Annotated in this window: 16 protein-coding genes; 8 read left to right on the top strand and 8 right to left on the bottom strand. The window is 68.3% G+C overall.

The features are described 5' to 3' along the window. Window positions 1-65 precede the first annotated feature (65 nt). Window positions 66-701 (top strand): DUF6318 family protein, encoded by a 636-nt coding sequence (locus ABCQ75_RS10820; RefSeq protein WP_345885381.1) that lies wholly within the window; start codon window positions 66-68, stop codon window positions 699-701. A 353-nt stretch (window positions 702-1054) separates the two neighbouring features. After that, on the top strand, window positions 1055-1642 hold the full coding sequence (locus tag ABCQ75_RS10815) for a hypothetical protein (RefSeq protein ID WP_345885380.1): 588 nt from the start codon (window positions 1055-1057) through the stop codon (window positions 1640-1642). 301 nt (window positions 1643-1943) lie between these two features. Here the strand turns inward: ABCQ75_RS10815 and ABCQ75_RS10810 are convergent, their stop codons facing one another. Continuing rightward, complete coding sequence (locus ABCQ75_RS10810) at window positions 1944-2624, bottom strand: ArsR/SmtB family transcription factor (RefSeq protein ID WP_345885379.1); 681 nt, start codon at window positions 2622-2624, stop codon at window positions 1944-1946. 101 nt (window positions 2625-2725) lie between these two features. Here ABCQ75_RS10810 and ABCQ75_RS10805 point away from each other — a divergent pair, with 101 nt between their 5' ends. From ABCQ75_RS10805 to ABCQ75_RS10795, 3 genes are all read left to right on the top strand, one after another. Further along, complete coding sequence (locus ABCQ75_RS10805) at window positions 2726-4120, top strand: MBL fold metallo-hydrolase (RefSeq protein WP_345885378.1); 1395 nt, start codon at window positions 2726-2728, stop codon at window positions 4118-4120. Further along, on the top strand, window positions 4117-5400 hold the full coding sequence (locus ABCQ75_RS10800) for an MFS transporter (RefSeq protein ID WP_345885377.1): 1284 nt from the start codon (window positions 4117-4119) through the stop codon (window positions 5398-5400). Before ABCQ75_RS10805 ends, ABCQ75_RS10800 begins: the two co-directional genes overlap by 4 nt. A 195-nt stretch (window positions 5401-5595) precedes the next feature. Beyond that, on the top strand, window positions 5596-5925 hold the full coding sequence (locus tag ABCQ75_RS10795; protein WP_345885376.1) for an SHOCT domain-containing protein: 330 nt from the start codon (window positions 5596-5598) through the stop codon (window positions 5923-5925). Window positions 5926-5949: 24 nt separating this feature from the next. Here ABCQ75_RS10795 and ABCQ75_RS10790 read toward each other — a convergent pair whose 3' ends face one another. After that, window positions 5950-6222, bottom strand: coding sequence for a Fic family protein (locus ABCQ75_RS10790; RefSeq protein WP_345885404.1), 273 nt, complete (start codon window positions 6220-6222; stop codon window positions 5950-5952). Between the two features lie 219 nt (window positions 6223-6441). Between ABCQ75_RS10790 and ABCQ75_RS10785 the strand changes: the two genes are divergently transcribed. Further along, the gene (locus ABCQ75_RS10785; RefSeq protein WP_345885375.1) at window positions 6442-10032 is read left to right on the top strand and encodes a TM0106 family RecB-like putative nuclease; all 3591 of its coding nucleotides are present in this window, start codon (window positions 6442-6444) and stop codon (window positions 10030-10032) included. 108 nt (window positions 10033-10140) lie between these two features. Beyond that, entirely contained in the window at window positions 10141-10968 is an 828-nt protein-coding gene (locus ABCQ75_RS10780; RefSeq protein ID WP_345885374.1) for an alpha/beta fold hydrolase, read from the top strand. Between the two features lie 20 nt (window positions 10969-10988). On the opposite strand, the gene ABCQ75_RS10775 is transcribed toward ABCQ75_RS10780, so the two are convergent. Both ABCQ75_RS10775 and ABCQ75_RS10770 read right to left on the bottom strand, forming a co-directional pair. Continuing rightward, window positions 10989-11738, bottom strand: a complete 750-nt coding sequence (locus ABCQ75_RS10775) for a GOLPH3/VPS74 family protein (RefSeq protein ID WP_345885373.1) — start codon at window positions 11736-11738, stop codon at window positions 10989-10991. Between the two features lie 80 nt (window positions 11739-11818). After that, window positions 11819-12754, bottom strand: coding sequence for an HNH endonuclease family protein (locus ABCQ75_RS10770; RefSeq protein ID WP_345885372.1), 936 nt, complete (start codon window positions 12752-12754; stop codon window positions 11819-11821). A 6-nt stretch (window positions 12755-12760) separates the two neighbouring features. Here ABCQ75_RS10770 and ABCQ75_RS10765 point away from each other — a divergent pair, with 6 nt between their 5' ends. Beyond that, window positions 12761-13006, top strand: coding sequence for a hypothetical protein (locus tag ABCQ75_RS10765; protein WP_345885371.1), 246 nt, complete (start codon window positions 12761-12763; stop codon window positions 13004-13006). Window positions 13007-13025: 19 nt separating this feature from the next. Here the strand turns inward: ABCQ75_RS10765 and ABCQ75_RS10760 are convergent, their stop codons facing one another. Genes ABCQ75_RS10760 through ABCQ75_RS10745 form a run of 4 tightly spaced genes read right to left on the bottom strand, consistent with a single transcriptional unit; the run spans window position 13026 to window position 20222 of the window. Beyond that, entirely contained in the window at window positions 13026-14087 is a 1062-nt protein-coding gene (locus ABCQ75_RS10760) for a PD-(D/E)XK motif protein (protein ID WP_345885370.1), read from the bottom strand. 13 nt (window positions 14088-14100) lie between these two features. Further along, a complete protein-coding gene (locus ABCQ75_RS10755; RefSeq protein WP_345885369.1) occupies window positions 14101-16908 on the bottom strand; it encodes a Z1 domain-containing protein in 2808 nt (935 codons plus the stop codon). A gap of 7 nt (window positions 16909-16915) precedes the next feature. Further along, window positions 16916-18817 (bottom strand): GmrSD restriction endonuclease domain-containing protein, encoded by a 1902-nt coding sequence (locus tag ABCQ75_RS10750; RefSeq protein ID WP_345885368.1) that lies wholly within the window; start codon window positions 18815-18817, stop codon window positions 16916-16918. Window positions 18818-18848: 31 nt separating this feature from the next. Beyond that, window positions 18849-20222, bottom strand: a complete 1374-nt coding sequence (locus ABCQ75_RS10745) for a DNA cytosine methyltransferase (RefSeq protein WP_345885367.1) — start codon at window positions 20220-20222, stop codon at window positions 18849-18851. Window positions 20223-20576 lie beyond the last annotated feature (354 nt).

Genomic DNA, 20576 nt, shown 5'->3' with positions numbered 1-20576 from the left:
GGCCTGTAGACTCGCCGCGACCCAAGGACCGCGGCCGGTCCGGGATGGACTGAGGGGGAATTTCCATGGCGCCCACGCGCGCGACCAGCACTGTGCTCACCGCTCTTGCCGTCTGCGGGATGCTCACGCTCACCGGGTGCGGCGGGAACGGGCAGGCGGCGCCCAGCGCCTCGAACAGCGCCTCCGCCACCGCCGCGCCGGCTCCGGACACCCGCCCGACTCCAGCCTCCTCCACCGCTCCCGCCCGCAACATCCCGGTGCCCGAGCTGCCCGAAGCCGCGAAGAAGAACACGAAGGAAGGCTTCGAGGCCTTCGTCCGCCACTACATCGCACTGCTCGACTACGCCTACCAGACCGGTGACACGAAGCCGGCCCTGGCCGTGGGGGACGCGGAGTGCGGGATGTGCGGGACCATCACCAAGGACGCGAGTACGGTCGGTGATGAGTCGTGGCTCGTGGGGGGAGAATTGTCACCGTCGGATCTTTCGGCGGACCCCACTCCGGATATCCATGGAATCTGGCTGGCGTACCTCAAACTGCGCCAGCAGCCTTTCACGGACTACAAGTCCTCCAGCCCGACCCCCACTCCCGCGTCCACGTCCAAGGGAGGGGATTCGAGCCTTCTGCTCGCCCGCGCGCGATTCGTCAGCGGCGCATGGCAGATGTTCGATCTCGGTGTCCCGAAGGGCACCCGCCGATAATGGGCAGCGGAAGTGCGTCCTTTCGGCTAATGGGCCTTTCCCTGGCCGTAGTCCTGAGCCTTCTCGCCAGCCCCGCCCAGGCACTTGCCGACCCAACGCCCAGCACAACGCCTTCCCCGGCAGACCAAGCTCCGCCTGGCCGTGTCGGGGTTGGAGGAGGCGATCTTGAGGTGGAGGCCGAGCGGACCGTACCGGGAATGGACGAACTCGGCGAAAGCGGCGGCAAAGGCCGAGGGGTGGCCGAGGGCCCTCAGCCGTACTGGCAGCGGGCTTGCCCGACCGACTATTCGGATCTCCTCGGCCCCCTATGCTCCGAGAGGAAAGCCGAGTGCGGGGCGGAAGATGGCGAACTGATGCAGCTCATGGTGCCCGTTCCGGGCACAGCTCCAGTTCGGTATGAGAAGTCCGGCGCGCCGGAGTGCCAGTTCCCGAACGAGCCGCCGTCCGGCGCAGCGGCCGCCCCAGCCTTCACCCAGCGGGAGTTCCGGAGGCTGCCGATTGCTCCCGCGAAGATCGGCGCGCAGCCGGGGCGGCACACGCTGAAGGGCGCCGAGACGAACATCTACGCCGAGTCAGGAGAGCAGTCGTTCAGTGTCACGCTCGCCGGACATGAGTTCAGCATCAGGACCCGGCCCCTCGAATACCACTGGGACTACGGCGACGGCACCACACTGATCAGCGCAGCCCCCGGCGGCCCCGTGCCGGAGAGCCGGTGGGGCGAGAAGACCGTCACGAGCCATGTCTACACCGCCACGGGAGACGTCCAAGTCGGCCTGACCACCGTTTTCGTCGGCGAGTACTCGGTGGACGGCGGGCCGTTCCAGGCCATCGTGGGCACCGCCGAGGTCGACTCGCAGCCGCGGGCGCTGAGCATCTGGCGATCCCAGGTCAAGCTCTACGCCGACGACTGCAACGTCAACCCTGCGGGCGAGGGCTGCTGAACCACTGATTCAGGCCTGCCACGGGGCGGCGTGTTTGCTCGTGCTCGTGCTGGAGACTGCCACCGGCGTGGCGAACGGCGACACGCCGAGCGCTGGGTGGCCTGCTTCCCCATAACGAGCAGGAGCGAACGGCCAGGGCACTGAACCTGTTGGATGCCAGCAATCGACCCCACAACCGGCGCGACGGGACCCCGCAACCGACGGAACGGGACCCCGCAACGTGGTCTCTGCCGGGCGGGTGCCGAACCCCGCGCGGGCCACGGCAGCCAGAGGCAGAGGCAGCCGTAGCCGTCGCCACCGCCTACGCCGCGCTCCCGGATTCCACTTCGCGGCCGGCGAGCCGCCACTCGAGCATCCCGTCCTCGAGCAGCCGGGCGTCGCGGCCGTTTGCGCGGAGGATGTCCAGCGCCTCGTAGGCCATGACGCAGTAGGCTCCCCGGCAGTACGCCACGAGCTCCCCATCCGCCGGGAGCTCGGCAAGGCGCCCCTCGAGCTCCTCGAGCGGCACGGACAGCGCTCCCGGGACGTGCCCGGCCCGGTACTCGTCGGCGGGGCGGACATCGAGCACCGTGACCCCGCCGTCGCCGGCGCGTGCGGCGAGCTCGTCCCGGGTCAGGACCTCGGCGTCGGCCCGCCCGCCCTCGAGGCGCAGGTAGGCGACCCGCCGAGGCTCCACCTCCGGCACGCGCTCCTGCGCCACCGTGCGCAGCAGGCCGAACAGCCGCAGCACGTCCGGCCCCGCAATGCCGTAGAAGATCCGGGTGCCCTCCCGGCGCGTGGCCACGAGACCGGCCTGGCGGAGCGTCTGCAGGTGGGCCGAGGCGGTGCTCAGTCCCAGGCCGGCCGCGGCGGCGAGCGCCTCCACGCTGCGCTCCCCCTGTGCGAGCAGGTCCAGGAGCTCGAGCCGCTTCCCGTTCCCGAGCGCCTTGCCCACCCGGGCGAACTCCTCGAAGAGCGCCGCCTTGTCCGCGCGGTCACCCATCACGTCCTCCAAAGATCCGTGTAATAATGCTGAGCATACTATTCCACACTTTCGTGGAATACACTCCCTACCGGGCTCCGGCCCCGAGAGGACGTGCACGGATGGACGCCATCACCCCGATCCCCGTCGTCGACGAGGGGCTCGGCAACTCCTCCTACCTCCTCGACCTCGGCGACGGCACCGCCCTCGCACTTGACCCCGAGCGGGACCTCCGGACACTCCGCGCCGAGGCCGCGGCCCGCGGGCTGCGGATCGCGTACGCGGTCGAGACCCACCTCCACGCGGACTTCATCTCCGGCGTGGCCGAGCTCGCCGCCGTCGAGGGCGCCGAGGTCGTGGCCCCGCAGGTGGGCGAGCGCGCCTTCCGCTACACCGCGCTCGAGGACGGCGGGCGCCTGGACCTCGGCCGCCTCTCTCTGCGCGCCCTGCACACGCCCGGCCACTCCCCCGAACACCTCTCCTACCTCGTCTACGCGGGCGAGGACCTCGCCGGCATCTTCACCGGCGGCTCGCTCATGGTGGGCACGGCCGGCCGCACCGACCTCGTGGCCCCCGAGCAGACCATCCCCCTGGCCCGCGACCAGTACCACTCGCTGCAGCGGCTCATGGAGCTCCCCGACGAGACGCCCGTCTGGCCCACCCATGGCGCGGGCTCCTTCTGCTCATCAGGCGGCGGAGCGGAGCGCACGACGACGATCGGCCGCGAGCGCCGCGGCAACCCCCTGCTCCAGCTCGACGGAGAGGAGGCCTTCGTGGAGGCGCTCCTGGCCCAGATGGGCACCTTCCCGGACTACTTCCGCCGCCTGCCCGAGGTGAACCGGCGCGGCCCAGCCGTGCTCGCCGAGCCCCCGGCGCTCGCCCCGCTCACCGCGGAGCAGGTCCGCGCGCTCGTCGCGGACGGCGCCCAGGTCGTGGACGCCCGGCCCGTCGCCGAGTTCGCCGCCGGCCATGTCCCCGGCGCCATCAGCATCCCCTTCCGGAAGGTGTTCGCCGTGTGGCTCGGCTGGCTCGCCGACCCGGACGTCCCGCTCGTCATCGTCCGCGGAGGCGACCAGGACCCCGAGGCGATCGCGGCCGCGGCGGCGCTGGTCGGCGTCGACCGCCCTGCCGGCGAGCTCAGTGGCGGGATGGACGCGTGGACCGCGGCGGGCGGCGAGGCGGCCCACGCGGGCCTGGCCGACACCGCGGGGCTCGCCGACGCGTCCGCGGAGGGCGTGCAGGAGGCGCGGATCGTGGACGTCCGCCAGGCGTCCGAGTACGCGGACGGGCACGTGCCCGGGGCCCTCAACCTCGAGCTCGGGGCCCTCGCCGGCATGGACGCGGGGCAGCTGCCGGGCGGGCCCGTCGTCGTGATGTGCGCGCACGGCGAGCGCGCGGCGGGCGGGGCGAGCCTGCTCCAGCGCGCGGGCCTCGCGGACGTGACGGTGTTCAAGGGCGCGCCGGAGGACTGGGCCGCCGCGACGGGCCAGCCCCTCGTCACCGGTCCCGCCCGGTGAGCGGCCCGGGGCGCCCGACGGCGGGACGCGCCTCCGCGGGCGCCGCACCGGTGCTGGGGCTGCGGGAGAACCTGCCGCAGTTCGCGCTGCTCGTGGCGGTCAACGCGCTCGTGGGCGGCACTCTCGGGCAGGAGCGCACCGTGCTGCCGCTGCTGGCCACCGAGGAGTTCCACCTCGACCTGTACACGAGTGCACTGACGTACATCGTGGCGTTCGGGCTCTCGAAGGCCGCGATGAACTACTTCGCGGGGATCCTCGCGGACCGGTTCGGGCGCAAGCCGGTTCTCGTGGCGGGGTGGCTCGCGGCGGTGCCCGTGCCGGCCATGCTCATCCTGGCCCCGGACTGGAGCTGGGTGGTCGCGGCGAACGTGCTGCTCGGCGTGAGCCAGGGCCTCACGTGGTCGATCGCGGTGATGATGAAGATGGACCTCGTGGGGCCGTCGCAGCGCGGGCTCGCGATGGGGCTCAATGAGGCCGCCGGGTACCTCGGGGTGGCCGTCACGGCCCTTGCCACCGGCTACATCGCCGCCGAGTACGGGCTGCGGCCGGGGCCGTTCCTCGTGGGCGCGGCGTACATCGCGCTGGGCCTGGGGATGTCCGTGGTGCTGGTCCGCGAGACCCGCGGCCACGCGCGCGCCGAGGCGCTCGGCCACGTCGACGCCCACGAGCACGCCCACGGCGGCCTGACCAGCGGCCAGGTGTTCACCCTCACGAGCTTCCGGGACCGCTCCCTCTCCTCCGTGAGCCAGGCGGGCATGGTGAACAACCTCAACGACGGTCTCGCGTGGGGCCTCTTCCCGGTCCTGTTCGCCTCCGCGGGGCTGGGGCTCGGGGAGATCGGCCTGCTCGCCGCCGCCTACCCGGCGGTGTGGGGCGCGGCGCAGATCGTGACCGGGCCGGCGTCGGACCGGTGGGGGCGCAAGTGGCTCATCGCCGCCGGGATGGGGGTGCAGGCGGTGGGGCTCGCGCTTGTCGCGGCGACGCAGGGGTTCGGCGCCTGGCTCGCGGCGGCGGTGCTCCTGGGCCTCGGCACGGCGATGGTATACCCGACGCTGCTGGCCGCGATCGGCGACGTCGCGCACCCGGCCTGGCGTGCCCGGTCCGTGGGCGTGTACCGGCTGTGGCGCGACGGCGGTTTCGCCGTGGGCGCGCTGCTCTCCGGCGTCCTCGCGGACCTGTACGGCATCCCCGCCGCGGTCGCGGTGGTCGCGGCGCTCACGGCGGCCTCCGGCGCCGTCGTCGCCCTCCGCATGCGTCCCGGCGACCACGCGCGGCGGTAGGCGGGCCCCCGCCGTCGTGCGCCGCCACCGCGTGCGGCAGCGCACGGTGGCGGACGACGGCGCGTGCCCCGCGGCGGCGGCCCCCGCGCCGGCGCGCTTCCAGTGACTCATGGCCCTACCAGCCGCCCTCCCTGCGCCCGGATACTGCGAACGGGACGTCCAGGGACGCCTCCGGACGCGGCGGAAGGAACCGTGATGATGTACTGGAACGGCCAGATGGGCGTGTGGGGCTGGATCACCATGATCGTGACGTTCGTGCTGTTCTGGGGCGCGATCATCACCGTGGTCGTCCTGCTGGTCCGGTCGCTCGGGCGCGGTCAGCAGAGCGGGCCGGCCTGGTCCGAGCCGGGCTGGGGCGCGCCGCCCTCCCGCGGGCCCGGCTGGGGTGCCGGTGGCCCTCAGGGCGGCAACCCCCACGGCGGGCCCGAACAGCTCCTCGCCGAGCGGTTCGCGCGCGGCGAGATCGACGAGGCCGAGTACCGCGCCCGCATCGACGTGCTGCGGCAGCACCGCGGCGGCGCGTAGGGGGAGAGCGGCGAGGGCGCTGGACTATGGGCCCTGGCCCGGCTGCACGCGAGCATGGACTAGAACGTCGAGGGATGCCTCAGCCGTGAGGCGAGGCGGTCGACCTCGTCCAGCACGTCCGAAGTAGCGGTCCACGTCAGCCACCATGGCCGAGGCGATAGGGGTCACAGTTCGGCTCGCCAGCCGACGCCTCCGCAGCACCGCGCTGATGAGCGCCCGGCCGATGCGCCCGTTTCCATCGGTGAAGGGGTGGATGGATTCGAACTGCGCATGTGCCAACGCGGATTGGGCGAGCATGATGCCCCCCGAACAACGAATACCGGGTCCATTATTCGTATTTGAATGATGAAAAGACAACAGCGGGCCGTCTCTTGTGAGATCTGCGCCCTCGCCCTCCGCAATTGTTGGATTGAGCAGGGTGCGGCGTCCGTTCACCCCGCTCAACTCAACAATTGCGGGGTGAGAACTGTCGGCGGGCCTGCCTAGAGTGTGAACAGGCCTACAGATGGGGGTTCCATGTTCTTCCTCGAGGGAGCCGACGGCGCACGCGTCCTCGGGTATTCGGCCAGCGACCTCGTGACGGCCGCGCAATGCGAGTTCAAGGCCCTGCGCATCCTCGACGCGAAGCTCGGCCGGGCCGAGAAGGTCGACGTCGACGATCCCATGCAGGCCCGCGCTGCCCGACTGGGCGACGTGCACGAGCTCCGGGTCCTCGGACGCTTCCGCGAGGAGTACGGGCCGTGGACGCCGGGCGCTTCCGGAGGCGTGGCCGAGATCGTCCCGAGCGAGGGCATGGACCGCGCCTCGCTGGAGGGCAAGCACGCCGAGAGCCTCGCCGCACTCGCCGCCGGTGCCGACGTCGTCTTCCAGGCGTCGTTCTTCGACGGCCGCTTCCACGGCCGCTCCGACTTCCTCGTCAAGGACCCTGGGGGCAGGTACCAGGTCTTCGACACCAAGCTCGCCCGGCACGCGAAGGTCACGGCGCTGCTCCAGCTCGCCGCCTACGGCGACCAGCTCGCCCGGGCCGGCTTCCCGCCGTCGGACACCGTGACGCTCATCCTCGGGACGGACGCCGAGGAGTCCTTCCGCCTGCCGGACCTCCTGCCCGTCTACAGGGAACGGCGCGCGCGCTTCGAGGAGCTCGTCGACAGGCATGCCGCCCAGCTCGGGCCTGCCGCCTGGGAGGCCGACGGCGTGCACGCCTGCGGCCGCTGCGAGTACTGCTCCGCGGAGGCGGAGGCGGCGGGCGATGTGCTGCTCGTGGCCGGGATGAGCGTCCAGCGGCGCAAGAAGCTGCGCGCCGACGGGATCCGCACCGTTGCGGACCTCGCGGCCGCCGAGCCGCGCCCCCAGGACCAGACGTTCGAGCGCCTGCGCGCGCAGGCCCGGCTCCAGTCCGGCGCCGAGGCGGGCGACGGAGGCGTCATCGTCCCGGCGCACGACGACGTTCCCGCCCACCCGCTGCGGTACAGCCTTCTTCCGACCCACCGCATCGGGTCGCTCCCGGCGTCCGACCCGGGCGACATCTACTTCGACTTCGAGGGCGACCCTCTGTGGCAGGACCCCACCACTCGGGCGTGGGGCCTCGAGTACCTGTTCGGCGTCGTCGAGCGTCCGCAGGGCGCCGCCGGCGAGCCGACCTTCCGGGCGTTCCTCGCGCACAGCCTGGCCGAGGAGAAGAAAGCGTTCGAGGACTTCGTGGACTACGCGGAGGCCCGCCGCGCCGCTTACCCCGGGCTCCACGTCTACCACTACGCCGCGTACGAGAAGACCGCGCTGCGGAAGCTCTCGGTGCGGCATGGCGTCCGCGAGGCGGAGATCGACTGCTGGCTGCGCCAGGGCCTCCTCGTGGACCTCTACGCGACGGTCCGGGAGAGCGTGCGCATCTCGGAACGCTCGTACTCGATCAAGAAGCTCGAACCCCTGTACATGGGAGACAACCTTCGGACCGGGGTGGTCCAGACGGCGGCTTCGAGCGTGGACCTGTACGAACAGTTCACCCAAGCGCGGGAGGAGGCTGACGAGGCCGAGGCCGAGCGGCTCCTGCGGGACATCCTCGACTACAACCGGGACGACTGCGTCTCGACCCTGCGCCTGGACGAGTGGCTGCGCGAACTCGGCTCGGCGGCGCCGGCGTCCGTGGAGGAGTCCGAACGGGCGGAGCCAGATCTGGGCGCCGAGATTCCCGTGGGCGCCGAGGCTCCCCTGCTGGCGTACCTGGAGCGCCGTGCCGAGCGGGCGGACTGGGAGCCGACAGCGGACGACACGGCGCTCGAGCTGCTCGCCGCCGCCGTGCGGTTCCACCCGCGCGAGAAGAAGTCCTTCTGGTGGGCCCACTTCGACCGGCTCGAGCGGCCGCTGGACGAGCTCGAGGACCAGCGGAACGTCATGGTCGTGGACCGGGCGGAGGTGGTCGAGGACTGGGCCCCGGTGGCCAAGAGCGTGGCCCGGACCGCCCGGCTGTCCGGCCGGATCACCCCTGGCTCGGACTTCCGCGCGGGCTCGAAGGGGTGGTTCCGCGCCTTCAACCAGCCGCTGCCCCTGGGCCTCGAGCCGACCGACGCCTCGGGGCAGGGCCGGAACGGGTGGTTCGACACGGAGGTCCTCGAGGTCTCCCACGACGGCGAGTGCGACGTCATGGTGATCAGGGAGAAGGTGAGCCTTGCCAAGGGGGGAGCGTATCCGCAGCTCCCCGTCGTCCTCAGTGAGGGCCGGCCCTTCGACACCAAGTCCATCGAGGCGGCGCAGGCCGAGCTGGCGACTGCGGCAGCGGCGGCGCTGCCGCGCATGCTCGAGCAGCCGGGAATGGACATCCTGCGCCGCTCGGCTCCGCGGACGCCGTCGGGACTCCCCCAGGCTGCCGCCGGCCGTGAGAGGTGGGAGACGATCTCGGAAGCCATCCGGCTCCTCGACCGTTCCTACCTGGCCGTGCAGGGACCGCCCGGGACCGGCAAGACCTATACCGCCGGGAAAGTCATCGCGGCTCTCGTAGCCGAGGGCTGGAAGGTCGGCGTCGTCGCCAACTCGCATGCCGTGATCGAGAACGTCCTGTGCAAGGCGGTCGAGGCTGGCGTCCCAGCGCACCTCGTGGCGAAGAAGGTCAAGGACGGCGAAGACCGGGCCACCTGCCCAGTCCCGTGGCCAACCGAGAACGACCGGATCGAGGCCGTCGGCGCGCTGGTCGCAGGCGAGGGCGGCTGCCTCATCGGCGGGACCGCATGGAACCTCACTGGGCAGCACGTGCCCGCCGGGTCACTGGACCTGCTGGTGATCGACGAGGCCGGCCAGTTCTCCCTCGCGAACACCGTTGCCGTGAGTAGGGCCGCCTCCCGGCTCCTGCTTCTGGGCGATCCGCAGCAGCTGCCGCAGGTGAGCCAGGGCACGCATCCGGCGCCCGTGGACACCTCGGCGCTCGGCTGGCTGGCCGACGGCGCGGCGGTGCTCCCACCGCGCTTCGGATACTTCCTCGCGGAGTCGTGGCGCATGGCGCCCGAACTGTGCGCCGCCGTCTCGAGACTGGCCTACGACGGCAAGCTCGAGCCAGCCCGCGCCGTGGAGCGCAGGAGGCTTGACGGGGTGCCGGCCGGCGTCGAGACCGTGTTCGTCGAGCATGAGGGAAACCGGACCAGTTCCCCCGAGGAGGCGGAGGAGGTCGTGGAACAGGTCCGCCGCCACCTCGGGCTGCGGTGGCACGACGGTACCGGGTCCCGGGACCTCGGGCCGAAGGACGTCCTCGTGGTGGCCGCCTACAACGCCCAGGTGAACCTGATCAAGGACGCGCTCGAAGCCGCCGGCCACAGCGGCGTCCGGGTGGGGACCGTGGACAAGTTCCAGGGCCAGGAAGCCGCGGTCGTGGTCGTCTCGATGGGCTGCTCCTCCCCCGGCGATGCCCCGCGGGGGCTCGAGTTCCTGCTCAACCGGAACCGGATCAACGTGGCCATCTCGCGCGGAATGTGGCGCGCCGTCATCGTCCGGTCGCCCCAGCTCACGTGGACGCTGCCGAACAGGCCGCGAGCGCTCGAGGAGCTCGGCGCCTTCGTGGGGCTCACGGCTGAGCGAGAACACGCTCTCCTCTCGGCAGGGCACCGAGGGAGCGCCCCTTCCTGAGGACTGACGGCGCGGGGCGCGCGGCATCTATGCGCGCGGCCGGGCCGGGTCTATCATGTCCGCACGCTGTCGCAGCTGGGGGCGCAGTCTTCGAGGAAGAAGGCCGCCATGGTTGCCCCCCATATCCGGTCGATCGGCACCGCAGGCGGCTCACTGCGCGTCTACAGTTACGGCACCGGCCCCGGCGCCGTCCTCGCGGGCGGCAGCCTGACCCGCACGGCCGTCTACGAGAGGTTCGCCCGCAGCCTCTCGGCCACCGTCCCGGTCCACGTGTACGACCGCCGGGGCCGCGGCGGGTCGCCCCCGCAGCCGGAGGACTACTCCATGGAGACCGAGCTGGAGGACCTGGACACGGTCCTGCACGCGACGGGCAGCTCGGTGGTCCTCGGGCACAGCTTCGGCGGCGGGATCGCCCTGGAGGCGGCGCTGCGCCTGCCGGTGAGCCGGGTCGCCGTCTACGACGCCGCCGTCAACATCGACGGATGCCTTCCCACGAGCACGCTTCCCGCACTCGTCGCGGCCTCGGCCAGAGGGGACCACGTCGGGGCCGTCACAGTCTTCTCGCGCGAGATCGACCCGGTCATGGCGCGGGTGCCGCTGCCCGACTCGGCGGCGCGGGCGCTCGTGTGGGCCACGTCCCACCTCACTCGGGACGGGCACGCGTGGAAGGAGATGGTGCCGGCCCTCGCCCAGGAGATCGCGCTGCTGGACAGCAGCCGCGCGGCCGCTGACCGGTACGCCGGCATCGCGGTCCCCCTCCTGCTCCTGGCGGGGGCGCGCAGCCCCGCGTACTTCCGGACCATCGCCTCGGGCCTGGCGGCGTCGCTCCCGGGGAGCACCAGCATGGTGGTCCCGCGGGCCAACCACAGCGCTCTGCACCGTCCCTCCGAGGCGATGCTCGGCGCCTTCCGGCGGTTCCTGCGGCAGGCGGCGTAGCCGCGCGTCAGAGCTGCCCGTCAGAGGGTCGGGGCTTCCTCCTCCGCGATCCTGATCAGGCGGAGCTCGTCCTCCACCGCACGGGCCGGCCAGTAGTCCTTCGCGATCTCGTCGGCCCAGGTCTTGTCCGCCGCCGGGAGGAGCCTGGCCAGCAGCCCGCTCGCCTCGAGCAGGGCGATGAGGGCGGTGACCCGGGCCTGGGCCGCTGCGGCCTTCCCGTGGTCGGCCGTGTGCGCCTCGGTGGCGCCGGCGCCGGCCCCCATCCCAGCCTCGGCCCCCACACCGGAGGAGTCGGAGGCCACGGCAGGCGACGGCGTCCCGCCGAGCGCCTGCTCGATCTCGTTCAGGAGCGCCGCCCTCGGAGCGTGGTCCTTCTCCGCGTACCGCCTGGCCCGGAACCGCCCCGCCCGCCCTTCGCCGATGGGCTCGAGGATGCCCAGCGATGCCATCCCCTCGTAGACGCGCTGCACCTGGGCGCGGCCCTCGAACATGGCGACCCAGCGCTTGGGAGTGTGGGGGCGGGACTTGTCGCGGATGACCTCGAGCTCGTGTTGGAAGTCCGTCATCGGCACCCGGCCCGTGGCGCGAACGTGCTTCCCCTGCAGCTCGACCGCCCCGAGCAGATGCAGTTCGGCGAGCACGGCGCCCGCCACCGCGGTCCGCAGCGCGAACACGGGCACCTCGGGTCTCCCGTCGGTGTCATTGGTGGCCAGGAGCAGGACGGCCTGGGGGAGGTTCAGTTCAACAGAGACAGGCGTATCGGCACCCATACGACGATGGTCGCGCAGCCCCGCTGCCCCCGCAATGACGCGTGCAGCGCCTTCCCGCAAGGCAGCCGCCCATCCCGCCCCTACTGCCGCCAGCGCAGCCGAGCGTCCGTCTCCGACGTCTTGCACGTGTACACGACGCCGGTGGAGCTGACCCCGAGCGCCCCTTCCGTGCTGCAGTAGGCGCCGGGCGTGACGAGCGGCAGCTCGGAGGCGGGCTGGGGCTCGGGCGCCGGCTCGAGGGCAGCGTCCGGCGACGTCTGGTTGGTCGGGGCCGGCTGCCCGGGGCAGTCGGTGAGGATGAGCGCCATCGCGTCGTGCTCGGCCTGGGTGACCCAGAGCTCGTAGGTGGCCTTGACGGAGATCTGCCGGGCGACGTACTCGCAGCGGAAGGCCCTGCTCGGCGGCAGCCAGGTGGCGGCGTCGCCGTCGCCCTTCTGCTGGTTGGTCGGCCCGTCGGTGGACTGGAGGTTGAGGGGGTCGTTGGCGAAGGCGACGCGCTGCTCGTAGGTGAGCTGCTGGGCGCCCTTCTGCCACGCGTCGGAGAGCGCGACGACGTGGTCGATCTGGACGTCGTCGCTCGTCGTGGTGCCGCGCAGGAAGGCGATCGTGGTGGCGGTGTAGGGGTCGGCGAGCGTGCCGGAGGCGACCTTGCAGGGGACGCTGTTGACGTAGACGATCCCCGTCAGGTCCCGGTTGAGCATGTCGTTGCGGGTGTCGCAGCCGTTGCGGTCCACGTCCACCCAGCCCGACCCGAACTGGGAGCGCTCGTAGCCCGTCTTCGGGGCGCGGCCCTTCACCTCGAGCGTCGCGAGGACCTCGCTGGCGGTGGCGCCGTAGGCCGGCTGCGGGTTGGGCGCGGTGTAGACGGACGACGGCGAGCTGGCAGCGTGGGCGGGCGGCGTCGCCACCGTGCCGATCCCGAAGGCGGCAAGCGCAGCCGCCAGCCAGGCGGACGCGGCGAGGACGCGCTGGCGGGCAGTCGGGCGCGGGTGGAGCAGAGACGGCAGGTCAGGCATGGAAAGGTGTCCCCCAAGAACGAGTGGTCGGCCGTCATCCATGATCGCGGGCGAGCGCGGGGCGATTCAGGAAAACGCGGCAATCCTGCGGCGAGCCTGCGGCGTCAGCAATTCGTCCGCAGACTGGGCAGCATGGTGGCCATTCCCACTGAACCGCGAATACGACAGCCCGCGCAGCGGCTCAGCGTGGCCGAACTTGCGAAGCAGTTTCACCTACGCAGTTTCACCTACATCGCGGAATTCTCCGGGTGAACACCCCTACAGCTTGAGCCTATGCAGCGCCAAGGATGGCCCGTGCCACCTGATTCGCACCCACGATGGGGTTGCCTAGACTTGCAATTATCGGCAATTCCACGCGGAATCTCACAGAGTTGACGTCAACATGATGGCGAACCGCGACGTCGCCCCTGCGCAGCACCTCGACAGCGCTGTCAGACATGTCATACGCACGGAAGAAGCTCGTAAGGAACGGTGTCGTGTAGGAGGGGTCGGGCATCTGGGTGCTGTGCTGGTATCCGGCGCCCGAACTCGCGCCGTATTCGGCGACATGAGCGAGGAAGTTGTCGGCAACTGATCCGCCGCCCCCTGCTCCCTCTATGCGCGCGATGATTCGCTCCACCAAGTGCGTAATCGTGAAGGCGTTATCCCCAGGGGCCGCGAGCTGCAAACCGATGCTCACCAGAAACAGCCGTTCCTCCGGCGCCCCTCCATCGGAGCCATCGCTCCGCTCGACTTGATGGACCCCCTCGACGAGATGCGAGGAACCGCTCCGGGTTGTGGCCTTCACCTCGATGCCGGTGGAGCCCCAGGAGAAGTCCCGCGATGACCTCTTCCAACCGTCCCATGACCCGGCGATCCGGGCCACCTGCTCATCGGCGGCCTGGCGGCACAGAGCGTCAAGCAAGAGAAGCTCGCCGGCTAAACCGAGGATGACCTGGTTCGACAGGCGGAGTCTCTGAATAGCCAGTTCGATGATCGGCTCGGTCTGAGCGAATGCCTGCCTCAGGGACACGTCAGCGCCGCACCGCAGCAACTCGGCGCAGATGAACGCCGCGACCTGATCGAAGTAACTGAACGAGGGGAATAGGAGCCTGCTGGCGTCGAACGAGGGGGCTCCTTCCCGATGCCAGGCGCGGAACTCTATTGCGTCCCTGACCGCGCTAGAACCAGGGCTCAGCCGAACTCCTGCTAGGAACACTTCAATGTGGCCGTCGTGGTCCCGCGCGACTCCGACCACACGGGCGCCCGTCAACCACCTCACGTCGCGGTGACCGGCAGATGCCGCGCTCGGCACGTCTTCGATCAACTGAAGCACTGCCTCGTAAGTCGTCAAGGACGCCTCCTTCTCACCCCGCAACCAGCGATCCGGTGCGAGTCGCCGCAAACTGCTCGGGCCCACCCGCCGGAATGCATATTCCAACCGTCACGGCAGGGTGCGGCTGTTGGGGAAACTGGTTCACGTAGAACAGAATTTGACCATGCGATCCGGCGGGCCGCCATGGCGCGCTCCCGCTCAACAGCGGTACTGGCTCCCCTCGATGGTAGTAGTCGAAGAACTCGTCACCGCGGTAACCATGCGGGCCTGCACTCGGATCGTTCGCGCCCCATGTCGTCTCGAGTTCACCCTCGATCCCAACACGCTTCTGGGTCGCTGGGATGCTGAAGCCCAGCTCCGCGAGTGGGCCGTCTTTGATCGGGTCCCCTGCTCCGTAACGGATGCCCACCGTGAACCTCGGTTGGTGCCGTTGCTTGTTCCGAAGATCGGCCATGGACCAACGGCCGGACGGCTCGCCGATAACGAAGAGCCCGCGGACCGGCCTGGTGAGACACGCCTCCCAGAGGCGAAGGTACGCCGGGATCGCGTATGGGCAGTCGAGCCGCACGAGAGAGGGTTCGCCTTCGGACGGCCCCGGTGGGTTGTACAGCCACGTGTCGCTCGGCAACGGCGGGAGAGTGGCCGAGACGCGAGTCTGAACCTGATCCCAAAGCTCGCCCAGACGGTTATCTCTGCCGGGGCGATATGAGTCGAAGACGAGTTGGTCAAGAAGATCAGCAGCCTCAGTGAGCGATAAGGTGTCGTCGAGCGCACGCCCCCTGGTCCGGCCAACGGTCACGTCCGACGACGGCTCGGCCGCGAATAAATCGGCGACGAGCTGCGCGTTCGGGTCGGGTGCCTGGCCGTCGTTGATGAGAGTCACGAACGGCCTCGAACTCGGGCAGAGCGGCGTGCGGCCGAGGTTTGCGATCTTTCCGGTTGCGAGGAAGCCCATGCCATGGAGGACTACCGGAGAAGGGGCCTCCCCTGTCATCTTCGCGGCAATCCCCTCGCGTAGGGCTTCGTCGATGTCGTGGTACGCGCTGAAGAGGTCGATCTGCTGGCGGGCGGCGAACACCCGACACAACTCGATGTACTTGCCGCGGTAACCGAACCAACGTTGCATCTGCATCTGAGTGTCCGCATACGGGTTGTTCGACCCTCGCTGGAACAGCGCAGTTGTCATCCCCTCGAGGGTCAACCCGCGGGACATCACATTGCCGGAGACAAAGATAGTGGACAAGTCCCGCCCCGCGCGCCACCTCCCGGTGGTCTCCTCGAAGGATGGCTTGTATTCGGGACGGTCGTCGGCATTGGGGTCACTGTTAACGACCGAGACCCGTGTCCCAGGGATAATCTCAGTCTCGAGAATCTGCCGGACCACAGGCCAATCTGGGATCGTGCGCGGGTTAAAGAGGTTGAACTCGGTGGCGATCTCGGCGGACGAATGACGGTATCTGTCGATCCAAGCCTCCCACAGCGACTGTTCGCCGAGCATCTTTGAAATCAGACTGGCAGGCAAGCGAGCGTCGCCTGATCTCAGCAGTTCGCGCGCCGCAGCACGGTCGCTGATACCGGCCCAGAGCAGTATGTCCTCGGCGCCGGTGAAGTGCCGCTCGATGTCCGCAGCTGGATGAAAGAGCATCGAGTGCGGTTCCGGCGACGCCGACAATGCCGCGCCGCGTGTATCGAAGTCAGCATCCGCCAGGGAATACGGACCTGACGCTCCAACAGTTCGGTGATGCCTGATGGCACCGGCAACGAGAAACGCGCGGACTGCCTCTCCTAGATCGTCATCGGCACGGCCGGTGAGTTCTATGCAAAGCTGCGCCGACGCCCCGCGCGCATAGTAGACCTCGCCTCCTGTGTAGTAGTAGTCGATACCGGCCGGCTCGGGGTAGGTCGATGTCCTAGGCGCACTACGAGCGGGATCGACCGGGTGCCCGACGTCAAGCGGCGTTCGCAGCGAGATCACGAAGTTCCGTGGGGCTAACGGGTTGTGATCCTCCTGCAGCAGATTCGCCTGCGGAGTCGCCGTATAACCAACGTACGTGGTGTAGAGGTTGGACGGGGCATCACCCGCGCGAGGCTCCCAAAGGTCCGCGATGGCTCGGGGAATTTGTTTGAGGTTCGGGGATAGGGGATCTTGCCCTGCCTCTACGGCAGCATCGAGTACTGAGCCGTCGTCGGCTTCGTCGTCGAGCACCAGCATGTGCACAGGGTGCTCGAGTTCCCCCACCGCATCAAAGACACTGTCGCGCAGCATGTTCCCAAGCGCGTAGAGGTGGTTCGCCTGCTTCATTGCGACGACAATCAGCGGTCTGCCTTGGGCAAGCTTGCGTCTAACCTGCGCGGAGGAGAGTCGGTACGTATCCTGAAGCGACGTCGACGCCCCGGAGAGCGCGACGCCGCGTGCGGGGCATAGGAGACGGCGAGTGATCTTCGCTGCGCTGTCTTCTCCGGCGTCCAGCTGCTCGCCCAAGCGTTCGTATGTCTGTCGCCATAGAGACAACCGACTCCCGGCGAGGATGACGACGATATTGACGCCGCGGTCGAGGGCGAGTGCAGTCACGCCGAACATCGAAGCGGTCTTGCCGGACTGAACGGAGCCCATGACCAGCCCGGTACGTGTCCGGTTCACGGGCCACGTAGCCGCATTCGGTTCGCCCGACCCGAAGATTCCGCGATCGAGGATGTAGGCGCAGTCGGTCTGTAGTGCTCCACGCGCGGTCGATGTCAGTGCCGTCAACTCTGCGCCGTATCGATCCCACCAAAAACTGTCTTTCGCCGTCGATGTCGGTGCATCGAAGTACACCCGCTCTGTTGCGTCACCCGTCATGCCGCCACTACCTGTCTTTCGGCGGGAGGATCGAACCGAGGAGCGACTCGACGCCAGATGAGCCATACCGCGCTCTGATCGCCTCCGACGCTGTGGAGATGTCAATGTCCAGTTTCTTGACGACGCCTTGGGCGATTTTGGCGATGTAGTCCCACTGGGTGCGCGTCTGGGTCTTCTCGGGGCGCTTCCACTCGTCTAACGCCGCCGAGCGGATCGCCTCGGCCGACGCTTCAATCCGCTCTTCGACTTCGGTGGGTGCTCCGGCAGTGGCAATCGCCACGCCAACCAGCGAGCCGACTAACTGGAGATCCTGCCACTTACCGTTCTTGCCGTCTCCGCGGAACTGGTCTGGCCAGAGCTCGTCGTGTGCCGCGTGGAGATCCGCCGCCCGGGCAATCCAGCCGAACAGGTCCGCGATGCGGGCTTTGTCGCGCAACGGGTGCGAGTCTTTTTCCTGGACGTCTTCGAGCAGCATGTCGGTGTATCGAGCTGTCGAGGGCAGCAACTTCCCCTGTGAGTCGCCCAACAGCACAGCGACGATCCAGCCGAGCACCTTGGTGCGACGATAACGCGCCTCCCCAAAGCCGTAGTCGCGGAGGGTTTTCCCAAGCTCAGGAACGCCCGGGACGCCGACGAGAGACGGGGCGACCTCAGCGATGCTACTGCGCGCGCTCACGTCGCCGGCCGCGACGAGAATCGCACGCGTGAGTTCTACGTCGTGATAGACCGCGTTGCGGATCTCCTCCGCGTTCAGGTGCATGCCTTGCTTGTTATAGAGCTTGAACACTTCATGAATCTGGCGCTGGGTGGTCTCCTCGTCGTACACAATCACCGGAACCCGATACTTTGGCCTCTTCTCGAAAAGAGTAGTGATTGTCACCTGCTGGCCCGCGACATTGACGACGCGGTCTCTGATCTGCGTGTAATACTGGCCGCGCAGAGGCTCCAATTCGGAACCTACGAGCCCGCCCTTGTCATCGTTGCGGAGCTTAAATGGGAAGTAGTAGTCATCCTCCAGCTTCGCGGTAAGAGGCTCGCCCATGTACCGTTTCCATGCCCGGCGGAACATAGGGTAGTCCTCGGCGAACATCCTGGAAAAGTCGGCCTCCGGGTGCATCGCGGCCGCCTCCTTGACCTTGGACAGTGCGACAGGGTGTTGGCCGACGAAGCGTAGGAGGGCGGTCAAGCGCTGCTTGCCATCAACGACGTCGTGCGGTGTGTTTGGCCCCGTCCGGAGCAGGATGACCGACGGCAGCGGGATCCCTCGGATAACCGACTCGATCAGAGCCTGCCGGTCACCTGTCCGCCAAACGTCGCCGCGCTGGTAAGAGGGGTTAAGGTTCAAGTCCGTGCCTGCCAGATCCGAGACGTTCCAGACGTCGGCCTCCGCCTTCACCGGCTCAGGGGCAACCTCGTCCGCGCTAGTGTCCTCCTCGGTCAACCAGGCCTCGGCCCAAATTGCAGTTGCAGACGCCTGACTGCCACCCTCAGCCTCGAGTTCCTCGAGGAAGGCTTGCTGAATCCGGGCCGCGAGTTCAGCACGCTCGCTTAGCCGTTCGAGCGCCGCCTCCGTCAACCGAGGTATACCGTCTGCTGAGGCAATCCCCTCCGCCTGGGCCTCAAAGCCGAGAGCTTCGACCAGACTCGCCGCAAATGCCGCTGGATCAGAGGTCGACAAGTCTTCACCAAAATGGAGCCAGCCCTGAATCTCCGTCAGACGGGACATCCATTCATCTGAGTCAAAGCTGACATCGTCCGGGGTGAACGCAGCGCAAGGTTCAACACCCTTGGGCGTATCCGTCGCCTCAGACAGTTCGGCGAGCAGTTCGGCGATCCGGCCATGCAGCTGCCCGCGGGAGTCTTCCTCAGGAAGGTCATCCTCGGCCTCGTCGATGCTGTATGTCTCCATCAGAAACTCCTGTTCTCCACGTCGCCTCAGACTATGCTGCCTGTGGGTGCGCCGCGTTCTTCTTGGCCGGACGGAGGTCTGCGAGCAACGGGTGGGCAATGGCCCTGACTACGCTCGCATTTACTGCATTGCCAAGAGCCTTATAGGCTTGGAGGTCGCTCTCCGGCAACTCGATGCCTCCCAGACTCTGCAACTCCGCGCACTCTTCCGGCGTCATGTACCTACGCTTACCGGTGCGAGATATGTTCGCCCCGAGGATCGGAACCTGCGTGTTTGTCATCGCAATCAGGCTCGGAGCGGTCACCGGCCGCTTCGCCCGGATGCCGGAGGCGCGCACTTGTAGCACGTGCTCGTCGATGTCGCGCACTCCGCCCTGTGCGTTCCACTCAAACTTCTGGAAGCTGGACGGAAGTTCCCAAGGCTGCCACTTGTCTAGCCAGGGCTCGATCCACTTGCGGTTGGTGAGAAAGAACTCGCGATTCTGGCGGATGAATTTTTGCTTCCACACGGGAAACTCTATATCGCCATCGCGGCCCGAGTGGCTCGGGATGAGTCTACGCTGCTCTCGGATGCTAAGCCGCTCGAGCGGGAAACCGAATGAACCAGCAAATCCGTCGAGTTCGCGTGGGCGACGACGGGCCCACGATTTCGGTGGGGTCGTGGTCTCGAACGGATAGGTCGCCCTGAACTCCATTGACCAGATGGGGAACCATGGCAACTTGACTGTAGCGGGTGAGCGGCTCAGAAAGTCACCCCACATGTCTATGGCCCGCAAAGTCTGCTCAGGGATATCGCGCGAAGCCTGAGCGTCGGGGTGCAGTACCGAAGCGATACTGGTCGACTCTTCGAACTCCGTCGGCCATTCGAAAGCGTTGAGGCCGTCTAGCGATCCGACGAAATAGGCCCGCTCCCGAACCTGCGGAATGCCGAACTGGTGCGGAGAGAGACGATGGACCTGAACCTCATACCCAAGACCTTCGAGCTTTGCCACGATCGTTGCTGCAGTCTGTCCGCCACGATGCTGGAGAATGTTCGGGACATTCTCCAGAATGAAGCGCCGGGGGCGCTTCACACTGAGAATATCGAACACCTTGAAGAAGAGCCGGCCCTGCAGCGTGTGTTCGAAGCCGAGTTGTTCCCCTGCCTTCGAGAAGGGCTGACATGGGAACCCCGCTGTGAGGACATCGTGGTCCGGAATCATCTGAGCGATCACCTCATCCGAGTCCAACTCGTTCACGTCAGACCACGGCGAAATGCCGAAGTTGTGCTCGTAGAGCGTGTTCAGGGTGGGTTCCCATTCGGCCGCGAAGACCCCTTGGCCACCGAGGTCCCTGAGTGCGACGTGGAACCCACCGAGCCCCGCGAATAGGTCGATGAATCGGAATCTGACGGCGGGCTGGTCCACCGATCCCCCTTTCGAGTTGGAAGTTGCATGGCGTGAGTCTGCGATGCATGCCCCGTATGCCTTGGAATACACTCAGACTCCTGGAGTCACAGTCGAAGCATCTCTGCTTGGCAACTAGGCGTGGAGTCACGCGAAGTGACCAGGCGCCAGCATCCTCCTCTCGTACTTTAGCGGCGGCCTCCGACGTTTCGCGTTTCAGCGGGAGTGGCCTTCGCCTCGACCCTGATTGTGGTGGTGCCGGCAGTGAGCGGATCTCGATCTCGTTCCCCCGTTTCTTCATGGTGCGAAGGAGCAGCCTCCTCTCCAGGGTCGGTGGCGCCTCGACCAAGTCTTCTAGGACCTCAGTCTGTCGCT

It is taken from the genome of Sinomonas halotolerans, from assembly GCF_039615075.1.
In the GTDB taxonomy this organism is placed as follows: Bacteria; Actinomycetota; Actinomycetes; order Actinomycetales; family Micrococcaceae; genus Sinomonas; species Sinomonas halotolerans.
Note: the sequence above shows the minus strand (reverse complement) of the source record. Positions and strands in the feature narration are given on the sequence as shown.